At 43.8% G+C, this 17,347-nt stretch carries 17 protein-coding genes; 5 read left to right on the top strand and 12 right to left on the bottom strand.

Annotated elements, in window-relative coordinates; translation table 11 throughout:
• Window positions 1-24: 24 nt before the first annotated feature.
• The 7 genes from NYE79_RS02065 to NYE79_RS02035 all read right to left on the bottom strand — a co-directional run bounded on the left by NYE79_RS02065 (window position 25) and on the right by NYE79_RS02035 (window position 4,646).
• Window positions 25-747, bottom strand: coding sequence for a segregation/condensation protein A (locus tag NYE79_RS02065; protein WP_000351885.1), 723 nt, complete (start codon window positions 745-747; stop codon window positions 25-27).
• On the bottom strand, window positions 747-1,481 hold the full coding sequence (xerD, locus tag NYE79_RS02060; protein WP_339293750.1) for a site-specific tyrosine recombinase XerD: 735 nt from the start codon (window positions 1,479-1,481) through the stop codon (window positions 747-749). Before xerD ends, NYE79_RS02065 begins: the two co-directional genes overlap by 1 nt.
• Window positions 1,478-1,939 carry a cyclic-di-AMP-binding protein CbpB gene (cbpB, locus tag NYE79_RS02055; RefSeq protein ID WP_129326590.1) on the bottom strand — a complete coding sequence of 154 codons (462 nt, stop codon included), beginning with the start codon at window positions 1,937-1,939 and terminating at the stop codon, window positions 1,478-1,480. The genes xerD and cbpB overlap by 4 nt, the downstream gene beginning before the upstream one ends.
• Entirely contained in the window at window positions 1,936-2,457 is a 522-nt protein-coding gene (locus tag NYE79_RS02050; RefSeq protein ID WP_001118939.1) for a metallophosphoesterase, read from the bottom strand. The genes cbpB and NYE79_RS02050 overlap by 4 nt, the downstream gene beginning before the upstream one ends.
• Window positions 2,433-3,404, bottom strand: a complete 972-nt coding sequence (locus NYE79_RS02045) for a nucleoside-triphosphate diphosphatase (RefSeq protein WP_000182431.1) — start codon at window positions 3,402-3,404, stop codon at window positions 2,433-2,435. Before NYE79_RS02045 ends, NYE79_RS02050 begins: the two co-directional genes overlap by 25 nt.
• Window positions 3,401-4,195, bottom strand: coding sequence for a glutamate racemase (gene racE, locus NYE79_RS02040; RefSeq protein ID WP_000370379.1), 795 nt, complete (start codon window positions 4,193-4,195; stop codon window positions 3,401-3,403). The genes NYE79_RS02045 and racE overlap by 4 nt, the downstream gene beginning before the upstream one ends.
• A 205-nt stretch (window positions 4,196-4,400) precedes the next feature.
• Window positions 4,401-4,646 carry a YneF family protein gene (locus NYE79_RS02035; RefSeq protein ID WP_000364980.1) on the bottom strand — a complete coding sequence of 82 codons (246 nt, stop codon included), beginning with the start codon at window positions 4,644-4,646 and terminating at the stop codon, window positions 4,401-4,403.
• Window positions 4,647-4,970: 324 nt separating this feature from the next.
• Between NYE79_RS02035 and NYE79_RS02030 the strand changes: the two genes are divergently transcribed.
• Window positions 4,971-10,214 carry an SIALI-17 repeat-containing surface protein gene (locus NYE79_RS02030; RefSeq protein ID WP_339293749.1) on the top strand — a complete coding sequence of 1,748 codons (5,244 nt, stop codon included), beginning with the start codon at window positions 4,971-4,973 and terminating at the stop codon, window positions 10,212-10,214.
• 69 nt (window positions 10,215-10,283) lie between these two features.
• Here NYE79_RS02030 and mraY read toward each other — a convergent pair whose 3' ends face one another.
• Genes mraY through rsmH form a run of 4 tightly spaced genes read right to left on the bottom strand, consistent with a single transcriptional unit; the run spans window position 10,284 to window position 14,803 of the window.
• Complete coding sequence (gene mraY / locus NYE79_RS02025; protein WP_044020241.1) at window positions 10,284-11,264, bottom strand: phospho-N-acetylmuramoyl-pentapeptide-transferase; 981 nt, start codon at window positions 11,262-11,264, stop codon at window positions 10,284-10,286.
• A 1-nt stretch (window position 11,265) separates the two neighbouring features.
• Window positions 11,266-13,521, bottom strand: a complete 2,256-nt coding sequence (gene pbp2X, locus NYE79_RS02020) for a penicillin-binding protein PBP2X (protein ID WP_216728900.1) — start codon at window positions 13,519-13,521, stop codon at window positions 11,266-11,268.
• 3 nt (window positions 13,522-13,524) lie between these two features.
• The gene (gene ftsL / locus NYE79_RS02015) at window positions 13,525-13,842 is read right to left on the bottom strand and encodes a cell division protein FtsL (protein ID WP_049519852.1); all 318 of its coding nucleotides are present in this window, start codon (window positions 13,840-13,842) and stop codon (window positions 13,525-13,527) included.
• 10 nt (window positions 13,843-13,852) lie between these two features.
• Window positions 13,853-14,803, bottom strand: a complete 951-nt coding sequence (rsmH, locus tag NYE79_RS02010; RefSeq protein WP_000159388.1) for a 16S rRNA (cytosine(1402)-N(4))-methyltransferase RsmH — start codon at window positions 14,801-14,803, stop codon at window positions 13,853-13,855.
• Window positions 14,804-14,965: 162 nt separating this feature from the next.
• On the opposite strand from rsmH, the gene NYE79_RS02005 reads away from it, so the two are divergent.
• From NYE79_RS02005 to NYE79_RS01990, 4 genes are read left to right on the top strand one after another with little or no spacing between them, the layout of a single operon-like run.
• Entirely contained in the window at window positions 14,966-15,160 is a 195-nt protein-coding gene (locus NYE79_RS02005) for a helix-turn-helix transcriptional regulator (protein ID WP_001082470.1), read from the top strand.
• Window positions 15,161-15,175: 15 nt separating this feature from the next.
• Entirely contained in the window at window positions 15,176-15,718 is a 543-nt protein-coding gene (locus tag NYE79_RS02000; protein WP_216728901.1) for a DUF3278 domain-containing protein, read from the top strand.
• A gap of 10 nt (window positions 15,719-15,728) precedes the next feature.
• The gene (locus tag NYE79_RS01995; protein WP_216728902.1) at window positions 15,729-16,064 is read left to right on the top strand and encodes a hypothetical protein; all 336 of its coding nucleotides are present in this window, start codon (window positions 15,729-15,731) and stop codon (window positions 16,062-16,064) included.
• Between the two features lie 12 nt (window positions 16,065-16,076).
• Window positions 16,077-16,616, top strand: a complete 540-nt coding sequence (locus NYE79_RS01990; protein WP_216728903.1) for a DUF3278 domain-containing protein — start codon at window positions 16,077-16,079, stop codon at window positions 16,614-16,616.
• Between the two features lie 113 nt (window positions 16,617-16,729).
• On the opposite strand, the gene NYE79_RS01985 is transcribed toward NYE79_RS01990, so the two are convergent.
• Window positions 16,730-17,347 (bottom strand): TipC family immunity protein, encoded by a 618-nt coding sequence (locus NYE79_RS01985; protein WP_000721850.1) that lies wholly within the window; start codon window positions 17,345-17,347, stop codon window positions 16,730-16,732.

Here is a 17,347-nt window from a genome sequence, read left to right as displayed (position 1 = left end):
CTTTCCTCTCTATCAAGTCTAGCTTTATGCCTCTTGATTTTCTTCCTTCTTTTCCATGAGATAGATATCTCCGAAACTCTCCTCTTGCACGAGGATTAATTCCTGAGTTTTGATTAACTCTAAGGTCGCCAAAAAGAGGGTAATGACCTCTTGGACATTCTGGGCTTCCTTGAACAAATCCTGCAAGCGCAACTGGTCTCGTTCAGTCAAGGACTCTTTTACGATGACCATCATGTCCTCAATCTTATACTCATCGCGCAGGATGGTCGTGTGGTTCTGAGCGAACTCCTCTTTTTTCTTGGCTAGGATATTTGAAAAAGCCAAAAAGAGGTCAATGGTCGTCTTGTCATGTACAAGCTCTGCATCTTCGTAAATCAACTCTGTCGGCGCTTTGGAATAGTACTGAGCCCGATCTTGGTGCTTAGCCTCCAAGTGCTCACCCAGGAGTTTGAACTTGCGGTATTCTTCGATTTGGGAGAGAAGGTCCTGCTCCAGGTCATCCTCTAAGTCTGTCACTTCTGCTACCTTTGGCAAGAGCTTGCGGCTCTTGATCAGCATCAGCTGACTAGCCATAACCATATACTCGCCCGTTACTTCCAGACGCATGGCCTGCAGAGTTGAGACATAGGCTAGATACTGTTCGATGACTTCTGTAATGGGCACATCGTAGATATCCATCTGGTACTTAGAAACCAAGTGCAAGAGCAGGTCAAGGGGTCCTTCAAAATCTTTTAATTTAATATCCATTATCTATATTTTTCTAAGGTCAGGACTGTTTTTAATCCTAATTTTTTTGCAATTTCATACAAATCGACCTTGTTTTCTATCTGTCTTAGAATGAACTGTTCCCGCAAGGCTTGAGCGGATAAGGTTGGGAAACCTTTCTCCTTGACAAAGGACTCCAGCTGACGAAAGGCCCACTGACGAGAATAGACTTTCCCTCCCCTTTCAAAGAGATAGGTCTGCCCCATCAAGGGTTCTAGCTCTGGAATCAAGGTCGTGGGTATGGTGACAATCCTCTGTTGGGAAGCCTTGCTGATTCGCAACACCTGAAAATCCAGATTGATATCTGCAACCTTAAGGGCTAAAATCTCACTTGGCAAAAGCCCTATTTCCAAGATAAGAAGCGCCAGCAAGCGTCCTTCTCGATAATTACTTTCCTGCCAAAAAGAATCTAAGTCTAGAATCTCTGGCTTTTCAGTCTTCTTTTCAGCTTGTTTGGCTAATTCCAGACGGTAAAAACTGTCCACTTCTCCTTTTCGATAGAGAAAGTAGAGAAATTGGTTGCAGGCCGAAAGTTTTCGCTTCTGGGCGCTAATTTTTAGATTGGCTAGCTGGCCTTGGTAAATCTTGAGACTAGTCTCAGAGATCCGCTCACCTACAATATCTAAAAATTGCTCCAAATCATATCTATAGGACTGCTTGGAATTGGCAGACAAACCCTGCTTTCCCTCTAAAAAGTCTGAAATCCTATCTCTCATTTGCATCGAATCTCATATTCCTTACTAAAGTCATGCAAAAGGGCATTGACAGCCTTGAGGATGGACTTGCGCGTGATGATTCCTTGAAAAATCCCTTCATCATCTACCACTGGCAAGAAGGGTTCATCCACCAGTTTATGGAGGACCTCTGTGATGTTATAGTCTGGAGCGACAACTGCCACATCCATCTTGGTCATATTGACGATGTCTGTCGTTGCCATCTGCTCATCCGTCAAACCTTGCTCCATTTGATAAGCCAAAATGTCTCTCAGACCAATGGTTCCAACAAAGCGTTTGTCAAAGGTCACAACTGGGATACGGGTATAGGTGATTTGGCTCAGCACCAAAATTGCATGGTCAGCGTTATGGGTATCAATCAAGGCTGCTAGATTCTCAGCAGGGGTAAGAAAAGTCTCTTCCTGCTCCAATAAAAATGCTTCAAATTCCTTGGCAATCATCGAGCAAACTCCTTGGACAGACCTGGATAAACCTCATGGTCACGTGTCAAAAAGTCTACTTTAAAATAGCTGTCATCAATCTCCACTCGAGCATAGAGACATTCTCTGATGGTTCCTCGTGGTTGGCTGATGGAGCCTGGATTTAAAAAGAGTGTTTTGCCTTCCATCCAAGCATTTGGCACATGCAAGTGACCATAGAGACAGATATCGGCATCTTCTTCCTGAGCCCAGTAGTCCAACTTTTGAAAGTTGAAATTGATGTCAAACAAGTGTCCATGCGTCTGGATGATCTTAGTGGGACCAAGTTGAGTCACCAACCGTTCTGGGTAGCCAGCATAAAAGTCCATATTCCCTTTGACGACATGGATGCCTTCCCAGAGCGGAGAGTCTGGACGTAGTTCTGAGTCACCATCGTGAAAAATGGCATCAACTTTCCCCAGATAGCGGTCACGAATTTCTTCCACAATCAAGCTATCGCCATGGGAATCACTCATTACAATGATGGTTTGCTTTGCCATGATGGAAATACCTCCAAAAGTTTCTTAACGGCTAAGGCACGGTGGGATTGGCTATTTTTCTCTTCAAGGGTTAATTCAGCTGCTGACTTACCTGTCTCTCCCACAAGGAAGAGCGGATCATAACCAAAGCCATTTTCACCCTTGGGTTCAAAGTTGATATAACCTGGCCAGTCAGCTTCAACCACCAAGCTTTCCTTGTTTGGACTAGCTACGACTAGGGTTGTGTGGAATTGAGCCGAACGGTCCTTGAGTTCAAAGACCATGGCCAATTCGTGCAAGAGTTTGGCATTGTTTTCACGGTCGGTTGCTCCCACACCTGCAAAACGGGCTGACCAGACTCCTGGCAAACCGCCGAGGACATCGACTTTGAGACCTGAGTCATCTGCTAGCACCATCTTGCCTGTTAATTGGGAAATGGTTTCTGCCTTGAGGCGGGCATTTTCTTCAAAGGTCATACCTGTTTCAGCTACTTCAGGCAAATCTGGATAGTCATTGAGATTTTCCACATCGTAGCCTAACTTGTCAAAGATAGCTCGGAATTCCTTGGTCTTTCCTTCGTTACGAGTCGCAATGAGCAGAGTTTCTCTGACCTTGCTAGTTTCAAAGAAGGTTTCCACTTCAACTCCTTCTTTAGGCAATTCGACATGCAAAAGCTGTCCATTTTCAATCAAGAGCAGGGCACCCTGACGTTGGATGACTTCTAGATTGCGGCCTGCTTCTGCATTTAAAATCTCAACGATAAAGGAGAGCAGACGAAAGTTAGAAGACCAGCGCATCACCGTTATCGTAATCGGAAAGCCATTTTCTTCGTCACGAAAAATCCGCGCTAAATCCATAAAATCAAGCTCGAGAGGATCTTTGATAAGGCTATAGATGCCTCCATAGACATCCCAGACACCGACATACCAGTCCTGGTCATCCTTGTATTCATAAATTTTGTTTGTCATAAAGTTACATGCTCCACATGAATCTCTTTTTCCAGCCATTCTGCTCCAATCTGGGCAAAACTTTGGCTATTGGCTGTTGTGTAAAAACGATGTTGAAGAGGTCCCGCATCTCGGCTACGGTTGATTTCAAAATAGTTCAGCAAAACCGAGATATCCCGTACACACTCTGCCCCACTATCAATGAGCTGAACCTTTGGTCCCATGACATTTTGGATGATGGGGCGAAGGAGTGGGTAATGGGTACAACCCAAAATCAGGCTATCCACCTTTCCAACCAAGGGTCGCAGGGTTTCATAGACCACTTTCTTGGTGACACTGGTTGACAGGGCACCAGACTCCACCAAGGGGGCAAACTTTGGACAGGCCAAACTCTCCACCTGTAAGTCCGGATCCAGATCATGGATTTTCTGACGGTAGATATCTGATTGGACTGTCATGGGGGTTCCAATTACTCCGATTTTCCCACCTTGACTGGACTTGATAGCTGCCGAAGCTCCCGGCAAAATCACACCTAGGACAGGAATATCTAGTTGGGCCTTGATTTCTTCCCAGACGACCGCAGTCGCAGTGTTACAAGCAATGACAATCATTTTGACATCCTTGGTCAAGAGAAAGTTGACCAACTGCCAAGTATATTCACGGATTTGCTCAGCAGGACGGGGACCATAGGGCGCCCGTGCCGAATCTCCAATATAGACGATTTCTTCATGGGGAAGCTGGCGCATGAGCTCACGTACCACAGTCAAGCCCCCGACACCCGAATCCAAAAAACCAATTGGTCGATTATCCATACAGTCTTCTTTCTAGTCTTTTTTCTGATTGATAGTTCATCATAATTACTCGTCCTAAATGAACGGACAGACAGCTTGATAGAATGGCAACTGCCTCTCTTTTAATCATAATCAAATATCAATAGAATGCAAGGAAAAAGTCTTATCCTTGAGAGCTATTGAACATAGTGAGAAGTCTGGAACTTTTATCCCAGACTTTTCCTATTTATTTCTTTTTATTGTTAGCAAGAGCTGCTTTTTGTTGGCGGATGATTTGGTGGTAAACTTGTTGTACCTTGGCCTCGCTTGGTTTTTGACCATTTGCGCTCAAGAGAGCACGAACTGCCTCAGCGTTCAAACGTGGGTTGTCAGCAAATTCTTTTTCGATTTGCTTACGAACCAAATACATACCTCCAAGAGCTCCTCCTAGAAAAGCTAGCACAATCAAGATAATTGCTAAAAGTAAATCCATTCTTTTTCTCCTGTTTCTTTTTGAGTCTTCTATATTATACCACAAAGTGACTTTCCTGACTAGTTTGTTTTACGCTTTCAAAAAGGGGTTAAGCCAATTCTAAGCTAGTCTAACAATCAGATTGAACTATGAAATTACGAATAATTCCACCCTTTCCTCTCTTTCTTCTACTATTTTAAGAAAAAACAACAGCAAATATGTATCTTGCTAAAAACCTCTTGACAAATGCTAGATGACCAGTAGAATGGGAGGTAAATAGAAACAAAAATATAGGGATTTGTTTTACAAAATGTAAACGGTTCCAAAAATATAAAGGAGATTTCTATGGACAAAAGATTTTGGGAGAAATCCTGTCGCTATAGCATCCGTAAACTAACGGTTGGGACTGCTTCTGTTTTACTGGGGGCTGTTTTTCTAGTCAACCATACTGTAGCCGCAGACAGTGTTGAGGTCAAACAAACTGAACCGACCTCTGTCGAATCTATCACTAAGCCTGATAGTGAATCCAAAGCTGCTAAAGCGACTGAAACTACAAATCCGTCTCTAGCAGAAAGTCCAGTAGTTTCTGAAAGTAAGCCAGCTAACGAGACTCAGACGACAAATAGTCAAGCTAGTGAAGAAGCCATTGTAGAAGCTAAAGAAAATAAGGAACCTGAAAAAGCAGATCAGCCCGTGACAAAGCAAGAAAACTATCAACTCAACTACGATCATCCAACAGCTCCTTCCTATGATGGATGGGAAAAACAAGCCCTTCCAGTCGGAAATGGCGAGATGGGAGCCAAGGTCTTTGGTCTGATTGGTGAAGAAAGAATCCAGTATAACGAAAAGACTCTCTGGTCTGGTGGTCCCCAGCCCGATAGCAGCGACTATAATGGTGGGAACTACAAGGATCGCTACAAGGTCTTGGCAGAAATTCGTAAGGCTCTTGAAGATGGAGACCGCCAAAAAGCCAAACGCCTAGCTGAAAGAAATCTCGTTGGGCCTAATAATGCCCAATATGGTCGCTACCTAGCCTTTGGTGATATCTTCATGGTCTTTAACAATCAGAAGAAAGGTCTGGATACAGTAACAGATTATTACCGTGGTTTGGATATCACAGAGGCCACTACGACTACTTCTTACACCCAAGATGGGACGACCTTCAAACGCGAAACCTTCTCCAGCTATCCTGATGATGTCACCGTGACCCACTTGACCAAAAAAGGAAACAAGACACTTGACTTTACCCTTTGGAACAGTTTGACAGAAGACTTGCTTGCTAATGGCAACTACTCTTGGGAATATTCCAACTATAAGAATGGTCATGTCACTACAGATGCAAACGGAATCCTTCTAAAGGGAACTGTTAAAGATAACGGCCTCAAATTTGCATCCTATTTAGGAATTAAAACGGATGGAACAGTTACTGTTCAGAATGAGACACTAACCGTTACAGGCGCAAGTTATGCGACCCTCTATCTCAGTGCTAAGACTAACTTTGCTCAGAATCCAAAAACCAACTATCGAAAAGACATTGACCTCGAAAAAACAGTTAAAGGGATTGTCGAAGCAGCTAAGGCCAAAGACTACGAAACACTTAAAAAGGCCCATATCAAGGACTATCAAAGTCTCTTTAACCGCGTTAAACTAAATCTAGGCGGAAACAAGACTGCTCAAACGACTAAAGAGGCCCTTCAAGGCTATAACCCAGAAAAAGGGCAAAAATTGGAAGAACTCTTCTTCCAATACGGCCGATATCTACTCATCAGTTCGTCTCGTGATCGGACAGATGCCCTTCCTGCCAACCTACAAGGAGTCTGGAATGCCGTAGACAATCCACCTTGGAACGCTGACTACCACCTCAATGTCAATTTGCAAATGAACTATTGGCCAGCCTACATGAACAACCTGGCTGAAACAGCCAAGCCAATGATCAATTACATTGACGACATGCGCTATTATGGTCGTATCGCTGCTAAGGAATACGCTGGCATCGAATCCAAAGATGGGCAAGAAAATGGTTGGTTGGTCCACACTCAAGCAACACCATTTGGCTGGACAACTCCTGGTTGGAATTACTATTGGGGTTGGTCGCCAGCAGCCAATGCCTGGATGATGCAGAATGTCTATGACTACTATAAATTTACCAAGGATGAGACCTATCTCAAAGAAAAGATTTATCCAATGCTCAAGGAAACAGCTAAGTTCTGGAATTCCTTCTTGCACTATGACCAGGCCAGTGACCGTTGGGTGTCTTCTCCATCCTACTCACCAGAACACGGAACCATCACCATCGGAAACACCTTTGACCAATCGCTAGTCTGGCAGCTATTCCACGACTACATGGAAGTCGCCAACCATCTGAATGTCGACCAAGACTTAGTCACAGAGGTCAAGGCTAAATTTGACAAACTAAAACCACTTCACATCAACAAAGAGGGACGCATCAAGGAATGGTACGAGGAGGACAGTCCGCAATTCACTAATGAAGGCATTGAAAATAACCACCGCCACGTGTCTCATCTGGTAGGTCTCTTCCCAGGTACGCTCTTTAGCAAGGACCAGGCTGAATACCTAGAGGCTGCGCGTGCTACCTTGAACCACCGTGGAGATGGTGGTACTGGTTGGTCTAAGGCCAATAAAATCAACCTCTGGGCTCGTTTGCTGGACGGTAACCGTGCCCATCGCTTGCTCGCTGAACAGCTCAAGTATTCAACCCTAGAAAACCTTTGGGATACCCACGCGCCTTTCCAAATAGATGGAAACTTTGGGGCAACCAGTGGGATGGCAGAAATGCTCCTCCAATCTCATACAGGCTATATTGCGCCATTGCCAGCCCTTCCTGATGCTTGGAAAGACGGTCAGGTTTCTGGTTTGGTTGCCCGTGGTAACTTTGAAGTTAGCATGAAGTGGAAAGATAAAAACCTGCAAAGCTTGTCCTTCCTTTCAAATGTCGGTGGAGACCTAATTGTAGACTATCCAAATATCGAAGCCAGCCAAATCAAGGTCAATGGCAAACCAGTCAAAGCAACGATTCTCAAAAACAATCGCATCCAACTGGCAACACAAAAAGGTGACGTCATTACCTTTGAACACTTCCCTGGTCGTGTAACCAGTCTAACAGCAGTTCGACAAAATGGAGTCACTGCTGAACTCACCTTCAACCAAGTAGAAGGCGCTACCCACTATGTCATCCAAAGACAAGTGAAAGACGAAACTGGCCAAGCCTCTGCGACCAGAGAATTTGTAACCAATCAAACTAACTTTATTGACCGATCACTAGATCCTCAACTCGCCTACACCTATACTGTCAAGGCTATGCTGGGCGAGCTTGCCACACAAGTGTCTGAACAGGCCACTGTCGAAACCTATAGCAAGTTGATGGACGACCGAGATAGCCGCATCCAGTACGGAGCTGCCTTTGGAAACTGGGCAGACTCAGAATTATTTGGAGGAACAGAGAAATTTACTGACCTTTCAAAAGGAAACTACACAGACCAAGACGTGACTGCCACCATTCCTTTCACTGGCGTTGGTATCGAAATCTATGGACTGAAATCGTCTGAATTAGGTCTTGCTACTGCTAAAATTGATGGCAAAGAGGTCGGGGAGCTTGACTTCCATACTGCTGGAGCAACTGAAAAAGGTAGTCTCATCGGTCGCTTCGCTGGATTATCTGACGGACCTCACACATTGACTCTTCGTGTTAAACGTGAGCACAAAGGACGTGGTAGTGAGCGCTCGAAAATTTCGTTAGACTACTTCAAGATTCTAGCAGGAACAGGTAACACGATTGAAAAAATGGATGATCGTGATTCGCGTATCCAGTATGGTTCCCAGTTTAAGGACTGGTCTGACCCTGAACTCTACGGAGGTACGGAAAAATACGCTGATATTAACAACAGCGACTCTAGTGCAGCTTCAGAAGGTCAGGCAACCATTTCCTTTACAGGGACGGGCATTCGTATTTATGGCTTGAAGAGCCTTGCCCTTGGACGAGCACGTGTTACACTAGATGGCAAAGAAATGACAAGTCTAGACTTCTACACTTCAGGTGCAACCGAAAAGAGAGCCTTCATTGGCGAATTTACAAACCTTACTGACGGTCCACACACCCTGACATTACAAGTTGACCCAGATTCGCCAGAAGGTCGCAAGAAAATCTCTCTAGACTCCTTTGATATCATCAAAGCTCCAGCTGTTGGTTTAGATAGCCCGAGCATCGCGCCTCTTAAGGAAAATGACAAAACCATTTCCTTAACCCAACCATCTGGAGACTGGGAAGCCATCGCTGTAACCTTCCCAGGTGTCAAAGATCCTCTAGTCTTGCGCAAAGTGGATGAAACACATCTAGTTACAAGTGGAGATCAGACTATCCTATCACTCCAAGACAATCAAGTTCAAATCCCAATCCCTGACGAAACCGATCGCAAAGCTGGAAATGTCATTGAAGCATATGCTATTCAAGGAACTACCACTAGCAGTCCTGTCGTAGCCGTCTTTACTAAAAAGGATGAAAAGAAAGTCGATGAGAAGCGACCAACTACAAGCAAGGGGGACGAACCAGCTCCAACTGTTGAAATTCCGGAATATACTGATTCTATCGGAACGGCAGGGCAAGAGGAACCGCCTACAGTGACAATACCTGAATACACTGAGCCTATCGGAACTGCGGGAGAACAAGAAGCTCCAACAGTAGAAATACCTGAATACACCGAGCCTATCGGAACTGCAGGAGAAGAAGAAGCTCCAACAGTTGAAATTCCTGAATACACTAAACCTATCGGGACTGCAGGGCAAGAAGTGCCACCCACTGTAGAAATGCCTGAATACACCGAACCTATCGGAACGGCGGGACAAGAAGAGTCTCCTACTGTAGAAAAGCCTGAATACACCGAACCGATCGGAACAGCAGGTCAAGAGGAAGCACCTACTGTTGAAAAACCTGAATACACCAAACCTATCGGAACTAGTGGGGATCAGGCTGCTCCAAGCCTTAGCCTTCCTGACTATCCAGTTCGAGTCTTAAAAGATAAGGAAACTGGAGTAGAAATCATCGGTGGAGCCAGCGACTTAGAAGGAATTTCTCACGTTTCTAGCCGACGTGTCCTAGCTCAAGAACTCTTTGGTAAGACCTATGATGCTTACGACCTACAGCTTAAAAATCCAACCGATCATAGCTTGCAGCCAAAAGGCTCTGTCTTGGTTCGCTTGCCTATTTCAGCTAGCGTAGAAAACATCTACTACATCGCTCCGACCAAGGAGTTGCAAGCCCTTGATTTCACCGTTCAAGACGGAAAGGTAGAATTCATCACTAATCATTTCAGTACCTATGCTGTCGTCTATCAAGCTACTGGAACAAGCTCTAACACTGAGGAAAAGCCAAGTGCTTCAGATGCAGAAACCTTGGCACACGAGACTGAACAACTTTCAGCTAGTCCGAGTCTTGCTAAAGCTGGAAATCATTCTCCTAAAGAACAACTTCCAGCAACAGGAGAAGCATCTAACCCACTCCTCTTCTTAGCAGGCCTTAGCCTAGCCCTAACAGCCACTTTTATGTTAAAAGGAAGAAAGGATGACTCCAACTAACCTTTAAGCACACAAAAACAGGATGAAGATCACCTTCATCCTGTTTTATTTTGTCATCAAAAGTTAGTTTTACAGTAGGTATAAAAAGACTAAGGTCAAGAGACTTGCTAGAAGCCCAACTCCCCAAAAGAAGAAGTCAACCTTCCACTCGCTCCAAGGATTGCCCTTGCCTGAGAATCCTCCAAGCTCAAAATGGTGATGCACAGGTGTCATACGGAAAATACGCTTCCCACCACTAAGTTTGAAGTAGGTGACCTGCATCATGACAGAGCTTGTCTCAAAGACATAGATAATCCCAATCAGCAAAAGGGTCCATTCTTGGTGGAGGGCCATAGAGATTGCTGCCAGCATCCCACCTAGAGCCAAACTTCCAACGTCCCCCATGAAGACCTTGGCAGGCTTGTGGTTAAAGACGAAGAAGCCTAACAAACCACCAATCATGGCAAGAATCACAAGAAGGATATCCAGTTGATTTTGCATATAAGCAATCACACCGTAGGCCGATAAGCTAATCACTACGGAAATACTTGCTAAGCCGTCAATCCCGTCCGTCAGGTTCACCGCATTTGAAAAGCCAACTAGCCAGAAAAGGGCAAAGAAGATATAGAAAATACCCAGATGAACTTGGTAGCCAAAAACTGAAAGCATATCGCCACCACGCTCATAAAAGAGGTAGAAGATCACTCCTCCAAGGAGCTGGAGAGCAAGCTTTTGCTTGGGATTTAAGCCTTCGTTAATCTTACGAAAGACCTTGAGGAAATCATCCAAAAAACCTACCAAACCATATAAAACCAAGATAAACAAAATCATGCCTACATTGTTGGTCAATTGTTGGGTAAAGAGAGCGACAAGGAAGCTCACAACAACTGCAACAATCAGGAAGACAAGACCTCCCATGGTTGGAGTCCCAGCTTTAGCTTGGTGTTGCTTGACATCCTCATGCATCTGCTGACCCGTAATCTGTGCTTTTCGATAAAATCGGATAAAGGCTGGAATACCTATCAAGGTCAATAGAAAGGCTAGAACTCCAGCACTAATGGAACTAATCATCTTAATCTCCTAAAGTTATTTTCATTTTTTTAATGTCTTTGAGAGCTGTATTGGCACGGACACTTTGTTTCTTGACCGTTTTGCCACTACCTTCCCACTCGACTTCTATATTCAGCCATTTGGCAAATGTTTGCACATTTTCATCTGTCCAGCCGTACATATCAGGCATTTCTTCGACCTTATCTGACAGGATCAAGATCTGCTGATTGGCTTCCAAATTATCTCCTTCAGAAACCGAGAGTTCCTTGATCTTGGTTCCTGTTCCGATAACGATTGGTTGGACAAGGTTGCGACGCAATTCCTCTGCTAGGTCACCTGGAGTAAAGTCCTTGGTAGCTGGCATAGCATAGCTTGTCGTCTTGCTAACCTGATCCAAACTCTTGGCAGTTGACTGAAGATTGAGGGATTCTTTCATAGCAGAGGCTCTCTCAAGGATTGGGTTGGCAAATTCTCCCAATTGGATACCTGAATAATGTTCAGGCTGTTGAACCGTTACATACAAGATAAAATCAGGATTTTCGGCAGGGTTCATAGCCACAACTGAGAAAATGTTGTTGGTAGAACCAACCAAGTAGCCTCCATTTTTCTCGTCAGCGATTTCGGCTGTACCAGACTTGAGGGCTACATTCTGACCTGGAACATTGACATTTGGTTTTCCTGTACTGTGGTTGTACATGGTACCGTAGACAGGATCTGTTCCGACCATGACCATGTGCTCCCGAGTAGAGGACGCTGCTGTTTTTGACACAGGATTTCCGACAATTTCCTTTTGAGACTTACGAACAGACTGGTCATTTGGATCATAGAGGGCACTGATAAATTTCGGCTCCAACATAACCCCATCGTTGGCAATAGCTGTAAAAGCACGAAGCATCTGGGTCTGGGTAACAGAAATCCCTTGTCCAAATGAACTCATGGCGATATTGACAATGTTATCAGCAGGCAATTGACCTGTGTACTCATCCGCCAGACCAAAACGGGTCGGCACCCCAAACTTAAAGCGGTTAAGGTAGTCCAGCCAGGTTGCATCCCCCATCTTTTGCTCAAGCAAGGTCATTCCGATATTACTTGAGTGGGCAAATCCTTGAGAGAAGGTCATAGTGCCACCACTGGTCAATCCTTCATTGACGTCCCAGTCTCGAATGGTCGCATCAGCTATTTTCAATTCGCTACTGTTAAAGTATTCGCCACCAGGGAAGGTATTGTTGTCAATAGCCGAAGCTAACATCATCACCTTCATGGTTGACCCTGGCTCATAGTTACTTTGATAGAGGATATCACGCCAGACAAAGTCTTTTGTGATGCCATCCTTGGTATCTGCATTAAAGGTCGGCCGTTGGGTCGTAGCCAGGATTTCCCCTGTTTTAGCGCTGACCAAGGTAGCCGTCATATACTTGCCTTTTACCTTTTCCTGAAAGGCATCCATCTGGGTTTCCATAAAGGATTGCAAGGGACTAGAAAGGGTTGTGTACACATCCTTTCCATCTACCGTTTGTTGAGAAGCTTGATCTGTACCCGGAACAATATTTCCCAGACGATCCTTCTCATAGGTGATGATCCCATCTGTACCCGCCAGAATGTTATTTAAAGAACTCTCCAATCCAGATGTCCCAATCAAACGTTTGGTGCCATCCTCATTTTCATGGAGTTGCGCTAAACCGATAAAGGAAGAAGCAAACTGTCCATTGGGATAACTGCGGTTAGGGCTAGTTGTAAAGTCAACTCCCTCAACACCAGCAGTTTTGAGGTCATTTTTAATAGCCATCATATTGGCATAGGTGATCCCATTTCCCTTGGTCCCAAAGGATACCTGTTTTAGATCTGGTTGAGAAAGCTGTTCTTTGACATAAGACTCCTCCATATCCAGATACTTATGGAAAATTTCAGCTACCTTATTAAATTGAGAATCCTCTACATAGAGAATTTTGCCTGTTGCTGACTTGTAGGTCTTATCAATAACGGCATAGATATTATACGAAGTCGCATCCTCTGCAATAGGCGTTCCATTACGATCGTAGATGGTTCCCCGTTTTGCAGGAATCGTCTTGGTTGTTTGGTGAACCTTGTTGGCTTCTTGAACCAAGTCCTTACCAAATTTTTTACCCGTTCCGATGATGACCGCAAAGTTGACCAAAAAGACAGCGAAGAGTATGACAGCCAATAAACTCAGGCTTTTCCCTACTCTTCGGCGATTTTCTTCTGGAGATTTACGGTTACGAACGGCATAACGGATGATTTTTTCTTTCCACTGTTTCATTTCTTACTCCGCTGCTCGGATATTTTCGTTATTCAGCTGCAAATCTTTAGAGTCTGCAATCTCTTTCAAACGTTCTGAACGAATCAATTCATTGACCTCTTGCTTGGCATCATCTAGCTCGGTTTTCTTTTCTTCGATTTGAGCATTGACCTTGGTCAATTCATTCTGAACTTGTAATAGCTTGGTCTGCATAAACACAACGCTAATTGCCAGGATAATCATTGTTGCAGCAATCGAAACATAGAAGGCCTTTTCCACACGTGAAAAACCTTTGAACTTCGTTTGCAATAACTGGCTTGTTTTTTCGATTCTTTCTGCCATGTTTTTCCTCTTACTTGTGAATTTTTCTAGCCACGCGCAACTTGGCTGAATGCGAACGATTGTTGGCTTCTAGCTCTTCAGCACTTGGCAAGATTGGCTTACGGGATACCAATTCCATCTTGGGCTTAAGGTCATCTGGAATGAAGGGCAAGCCTTTGGGAACTTCCACTGTTGAAGCTTCCTTGAATAATTGCTTGGTCAAGCGGTCTTCCAGCGAATGGAAGGTAATGACCGAGATTCTACCATCCAGAGCCAGCATGTCCATGGCCTGCTGGATAGATTCATCTGCAGCGCCCAGCTCATCATTGACTTCGATTCGGATAGCCTGAAAAATCTGCTTGGCAGGGTGTCCCTTTTTCTTGAGCTCCTTGGCAGGCTTGGCCGACTTGATAATCTCTGCCAACTCCGTCGTTGTCTCAATGGGTTTCACCTCACGCGCTTGCTCAATCTTACGAGCTATCTGTTTAGAAAACTTATCCTCACCATACTTGAAAAAGATCCGAACCAAGTCATGATAGTCATAATGATTGACCACCTCATAGGCCGTCAGACTAGCTTCCTGATTCATCCGCATATCCAGTGGCGCATCCTTTTTATAAGAAAAACCACGTTCACGCTGATCCAGCTGAGGACTGGACACTCCCAAGTCATAACAAATTCCATCAATTTCCTGGACACCAGCCTCCTGCAAACGTGCCTGCAAATGACGGAAGTTGTCCTTGATAAAGGTTACCATCCCCTTTTCGATATAGGGTGCCAACCGTTTTTGCGCATTGTCAATGGCATTCTGGTCCTGGTCAAAGGCATAGAGATGCCCTTTTTCGCTCAATTTACTTAATAAATATTCGCTATGGCCTGCTCCGCCCAAAGTCGCATCAACGTAGATACCGTCAGGTTTTACGTCAAGCATATCAATCGTTTCATGAAGCAAGACCGTTACATGATGAAATTCTTTTGTCATATCCTATCTATTTTACCACAAATCTGACCAGCTTGCACTTGTCAGACAAGGCTAAGTTTCTTCGAAAAAAATTCTCAAAAATATGTCATATATACTTGACACCTCATCCCCAAAAGAATATAATATAGTCAAATATATACGACATATCAGAAAGGAGACCCTATGAATCGTGTGAAAGAATTCCGCAAGGAACTGGGCATTTCCCAGCTCGAGCTCGCCAAAGATATCGGTGTCTCGAGACAGACCATCAACATGATTGAAAATGACAAGTACAATCCAACCCTAGAACTCTGTCTCAACCTCGCCCGCAGCCTCCAAACTGACCTCAATAGCCTCTTTTGGGAAGACGATTTTTAAAAAAGGAGCAAACAAATGAAAAAAGAAACTCTCACTGAAAAACTCATCAAACGCATATACGGTATTTCTGGTCCCCTTGACGAACACAAACGGCGCGAGGCCGATCGTATCGGGAATCAGGTCTTTATTGTCCTCTTTTATCTGATGACATTTGGCAACCTCATCCCCTTTGTCCTTGCTTATAAATACCCGCAAATTGTCGCTATCGGTTATCCTCTCGTGGTGTTTGGCATTTCGATGATGGCTGCCCTCTATGTGGTCTCTCAAACCAAGAAAACGGGCATCACAGCTATTGATCCCGAAATGCTGAGTAAAAAAGAAAGCAAACAGCTACATTTTCCGGGTCTAAAAGCGGGTCTGATCTATGGAATGGGCATGTTCTTTGGAATACCGCTTCTGAATGTCCTAACCGATGATAGCAAGAATTATCTTGGTTCTCTTTTAAATACAGGGCATTTTGTATCAACTATCCTAGCTACTTTCTTCTTCGGAGTGACCATACAAATTATCGTCTCTCTTCGCATTCGAAAAGCCAAGAAAGACCAAGAAGACGACTAGGAGGTGCCTTATGAAATCACTAGCTAGACTACTGATCAGTCATGTTTTTATCAGTATTTTCCTCACCATCGCCCTTGTTTCAGGAGCTATATCTCATACAGTTTTAATACTCTTACTCCTCTTTCTTCCTGCGCTCAATAAAGGACTGGAAATAATCCAATCAAAACGGATACCTAGCCTCAACGCCGCGCTCTTCTTTCTCCTCATATCCTTGCCACAGCTTTTAACTAACCCCACCCAATGGAAATTACCAATATTCCTAGCCGTAACCATCATTTCAAGTTTGGCCTACTTCTATAACTTTTATCAAGTAGTTAAAGAAGTAGATCAAAAACAGTTGATTTAGGAGATTACTCCCATGAAAAAAGAAGATTTCACCACTCGCTTACTCAAACTATTCTTTCACATACAAGGCCCCTTTGATGAATGCCGCCAAGAGGTGATCTACAGGGCTTGTGCGCGTTCCTTGATCCAAATCGTTTACTCCTCCCTCCTACTCTTCTTGTTCTATCTCCTATTTGGACGCTTCATAGAGTTGGTTCGAGATGCTATGCCCTACCTCTATTTTGGACTTATCTTCGTCCTCTCATCTAGGGCGAGACTAGCAGTTCGCAACTTAAATTTAGACAAGGATGACCCGTCCGAAATCCATCATAAAAGCTACAGCAAAAGCCAAATCAAAGTTCATAGTTGGGGTGTATTCATCAGCATTCCAATTGGCTTGTTTGTCTTATCAGCCTTTCACAAACTCTTTGTTCAGCATCTTCCCCTCGATACCTTTTGGGACAATCTCTCCCAGTTCGATAAAACGCTCCCTTTACTAGTCTTAGGTTTGGGAATTGGTGCCATCTTTGGAACCATGGCCTACGCCTTTTTATCGGAACACGTTAAAAAATAGAGCAAGATTCGCTAATTTCTCATTTTATAGGCAAAGAATCCCACCTAGTTCGTTCTAGGTGGGATTCCCACTTCAATTCATAGGATATTTTCCAAAATATCTACTGACCCTCGTCACCAATTCTCCCACTGGGTTTCAACCTTGACATCGCCATAGTTGCTTGGCGAGTATTTACTGTCATAAATGGAACACCAGTCCTTCAAGACTTTTTGGTTTACGATTTCTTCATAGTAAGAATCCAAATCCTTGGCAGTGATACCGTACTGCTCTAGATAGGATTTTACTTGCTCTTCGTCTTCGATATAAGTTTCCGATCTATTTTCATAAATCAGAATTTTTTTAACTAATACTTTTTTATTAAATTCGTAATGAATAACAAAGTTAATTTTTTCTCCTGAGTTAGCATATCTTTCAAACCAAATATTTACACCTTTACTACTACCATCAAAATTAAACCGTAGTTCTAAATTCTTCACATCGCTTCCAAGAGAAGAATCATCGTATGTTATTATTGATTCATACTTATCCGTTTCATTCATATTCGAATCATAAAGCTTTCGATTTTTTACTGTCACATTTTTTAAGTCTTTGAAGTTATAATGTCCCAAATAATTTTTTGCTGTTTCTTGGTAAATTTCATCAAAAATGTTTTTAGGTTGACGCACAAAAAAGTAAAAACAGGATAATACGATTATTGCGACTAAAGCTACTAAACCTAAGATTTTCTTCAT

Origin of the sequence: Streptococcus sp. FSL W8-0197 (assembly GCF_037963785.1) — a bacterium.
GTDB classification, from domain to species: domain Bacteria; phylum Bacillota; class Bacilli; order Lactobacillales; family Streptococcaceae; genus Streptococcus; species Streptococcus oralis_CQ.
The sequence above is the reverse complement of the archived record's forward strand: the minus strand, read 5'-3'. Positions and strand labels throughout refer to the sequence as shown.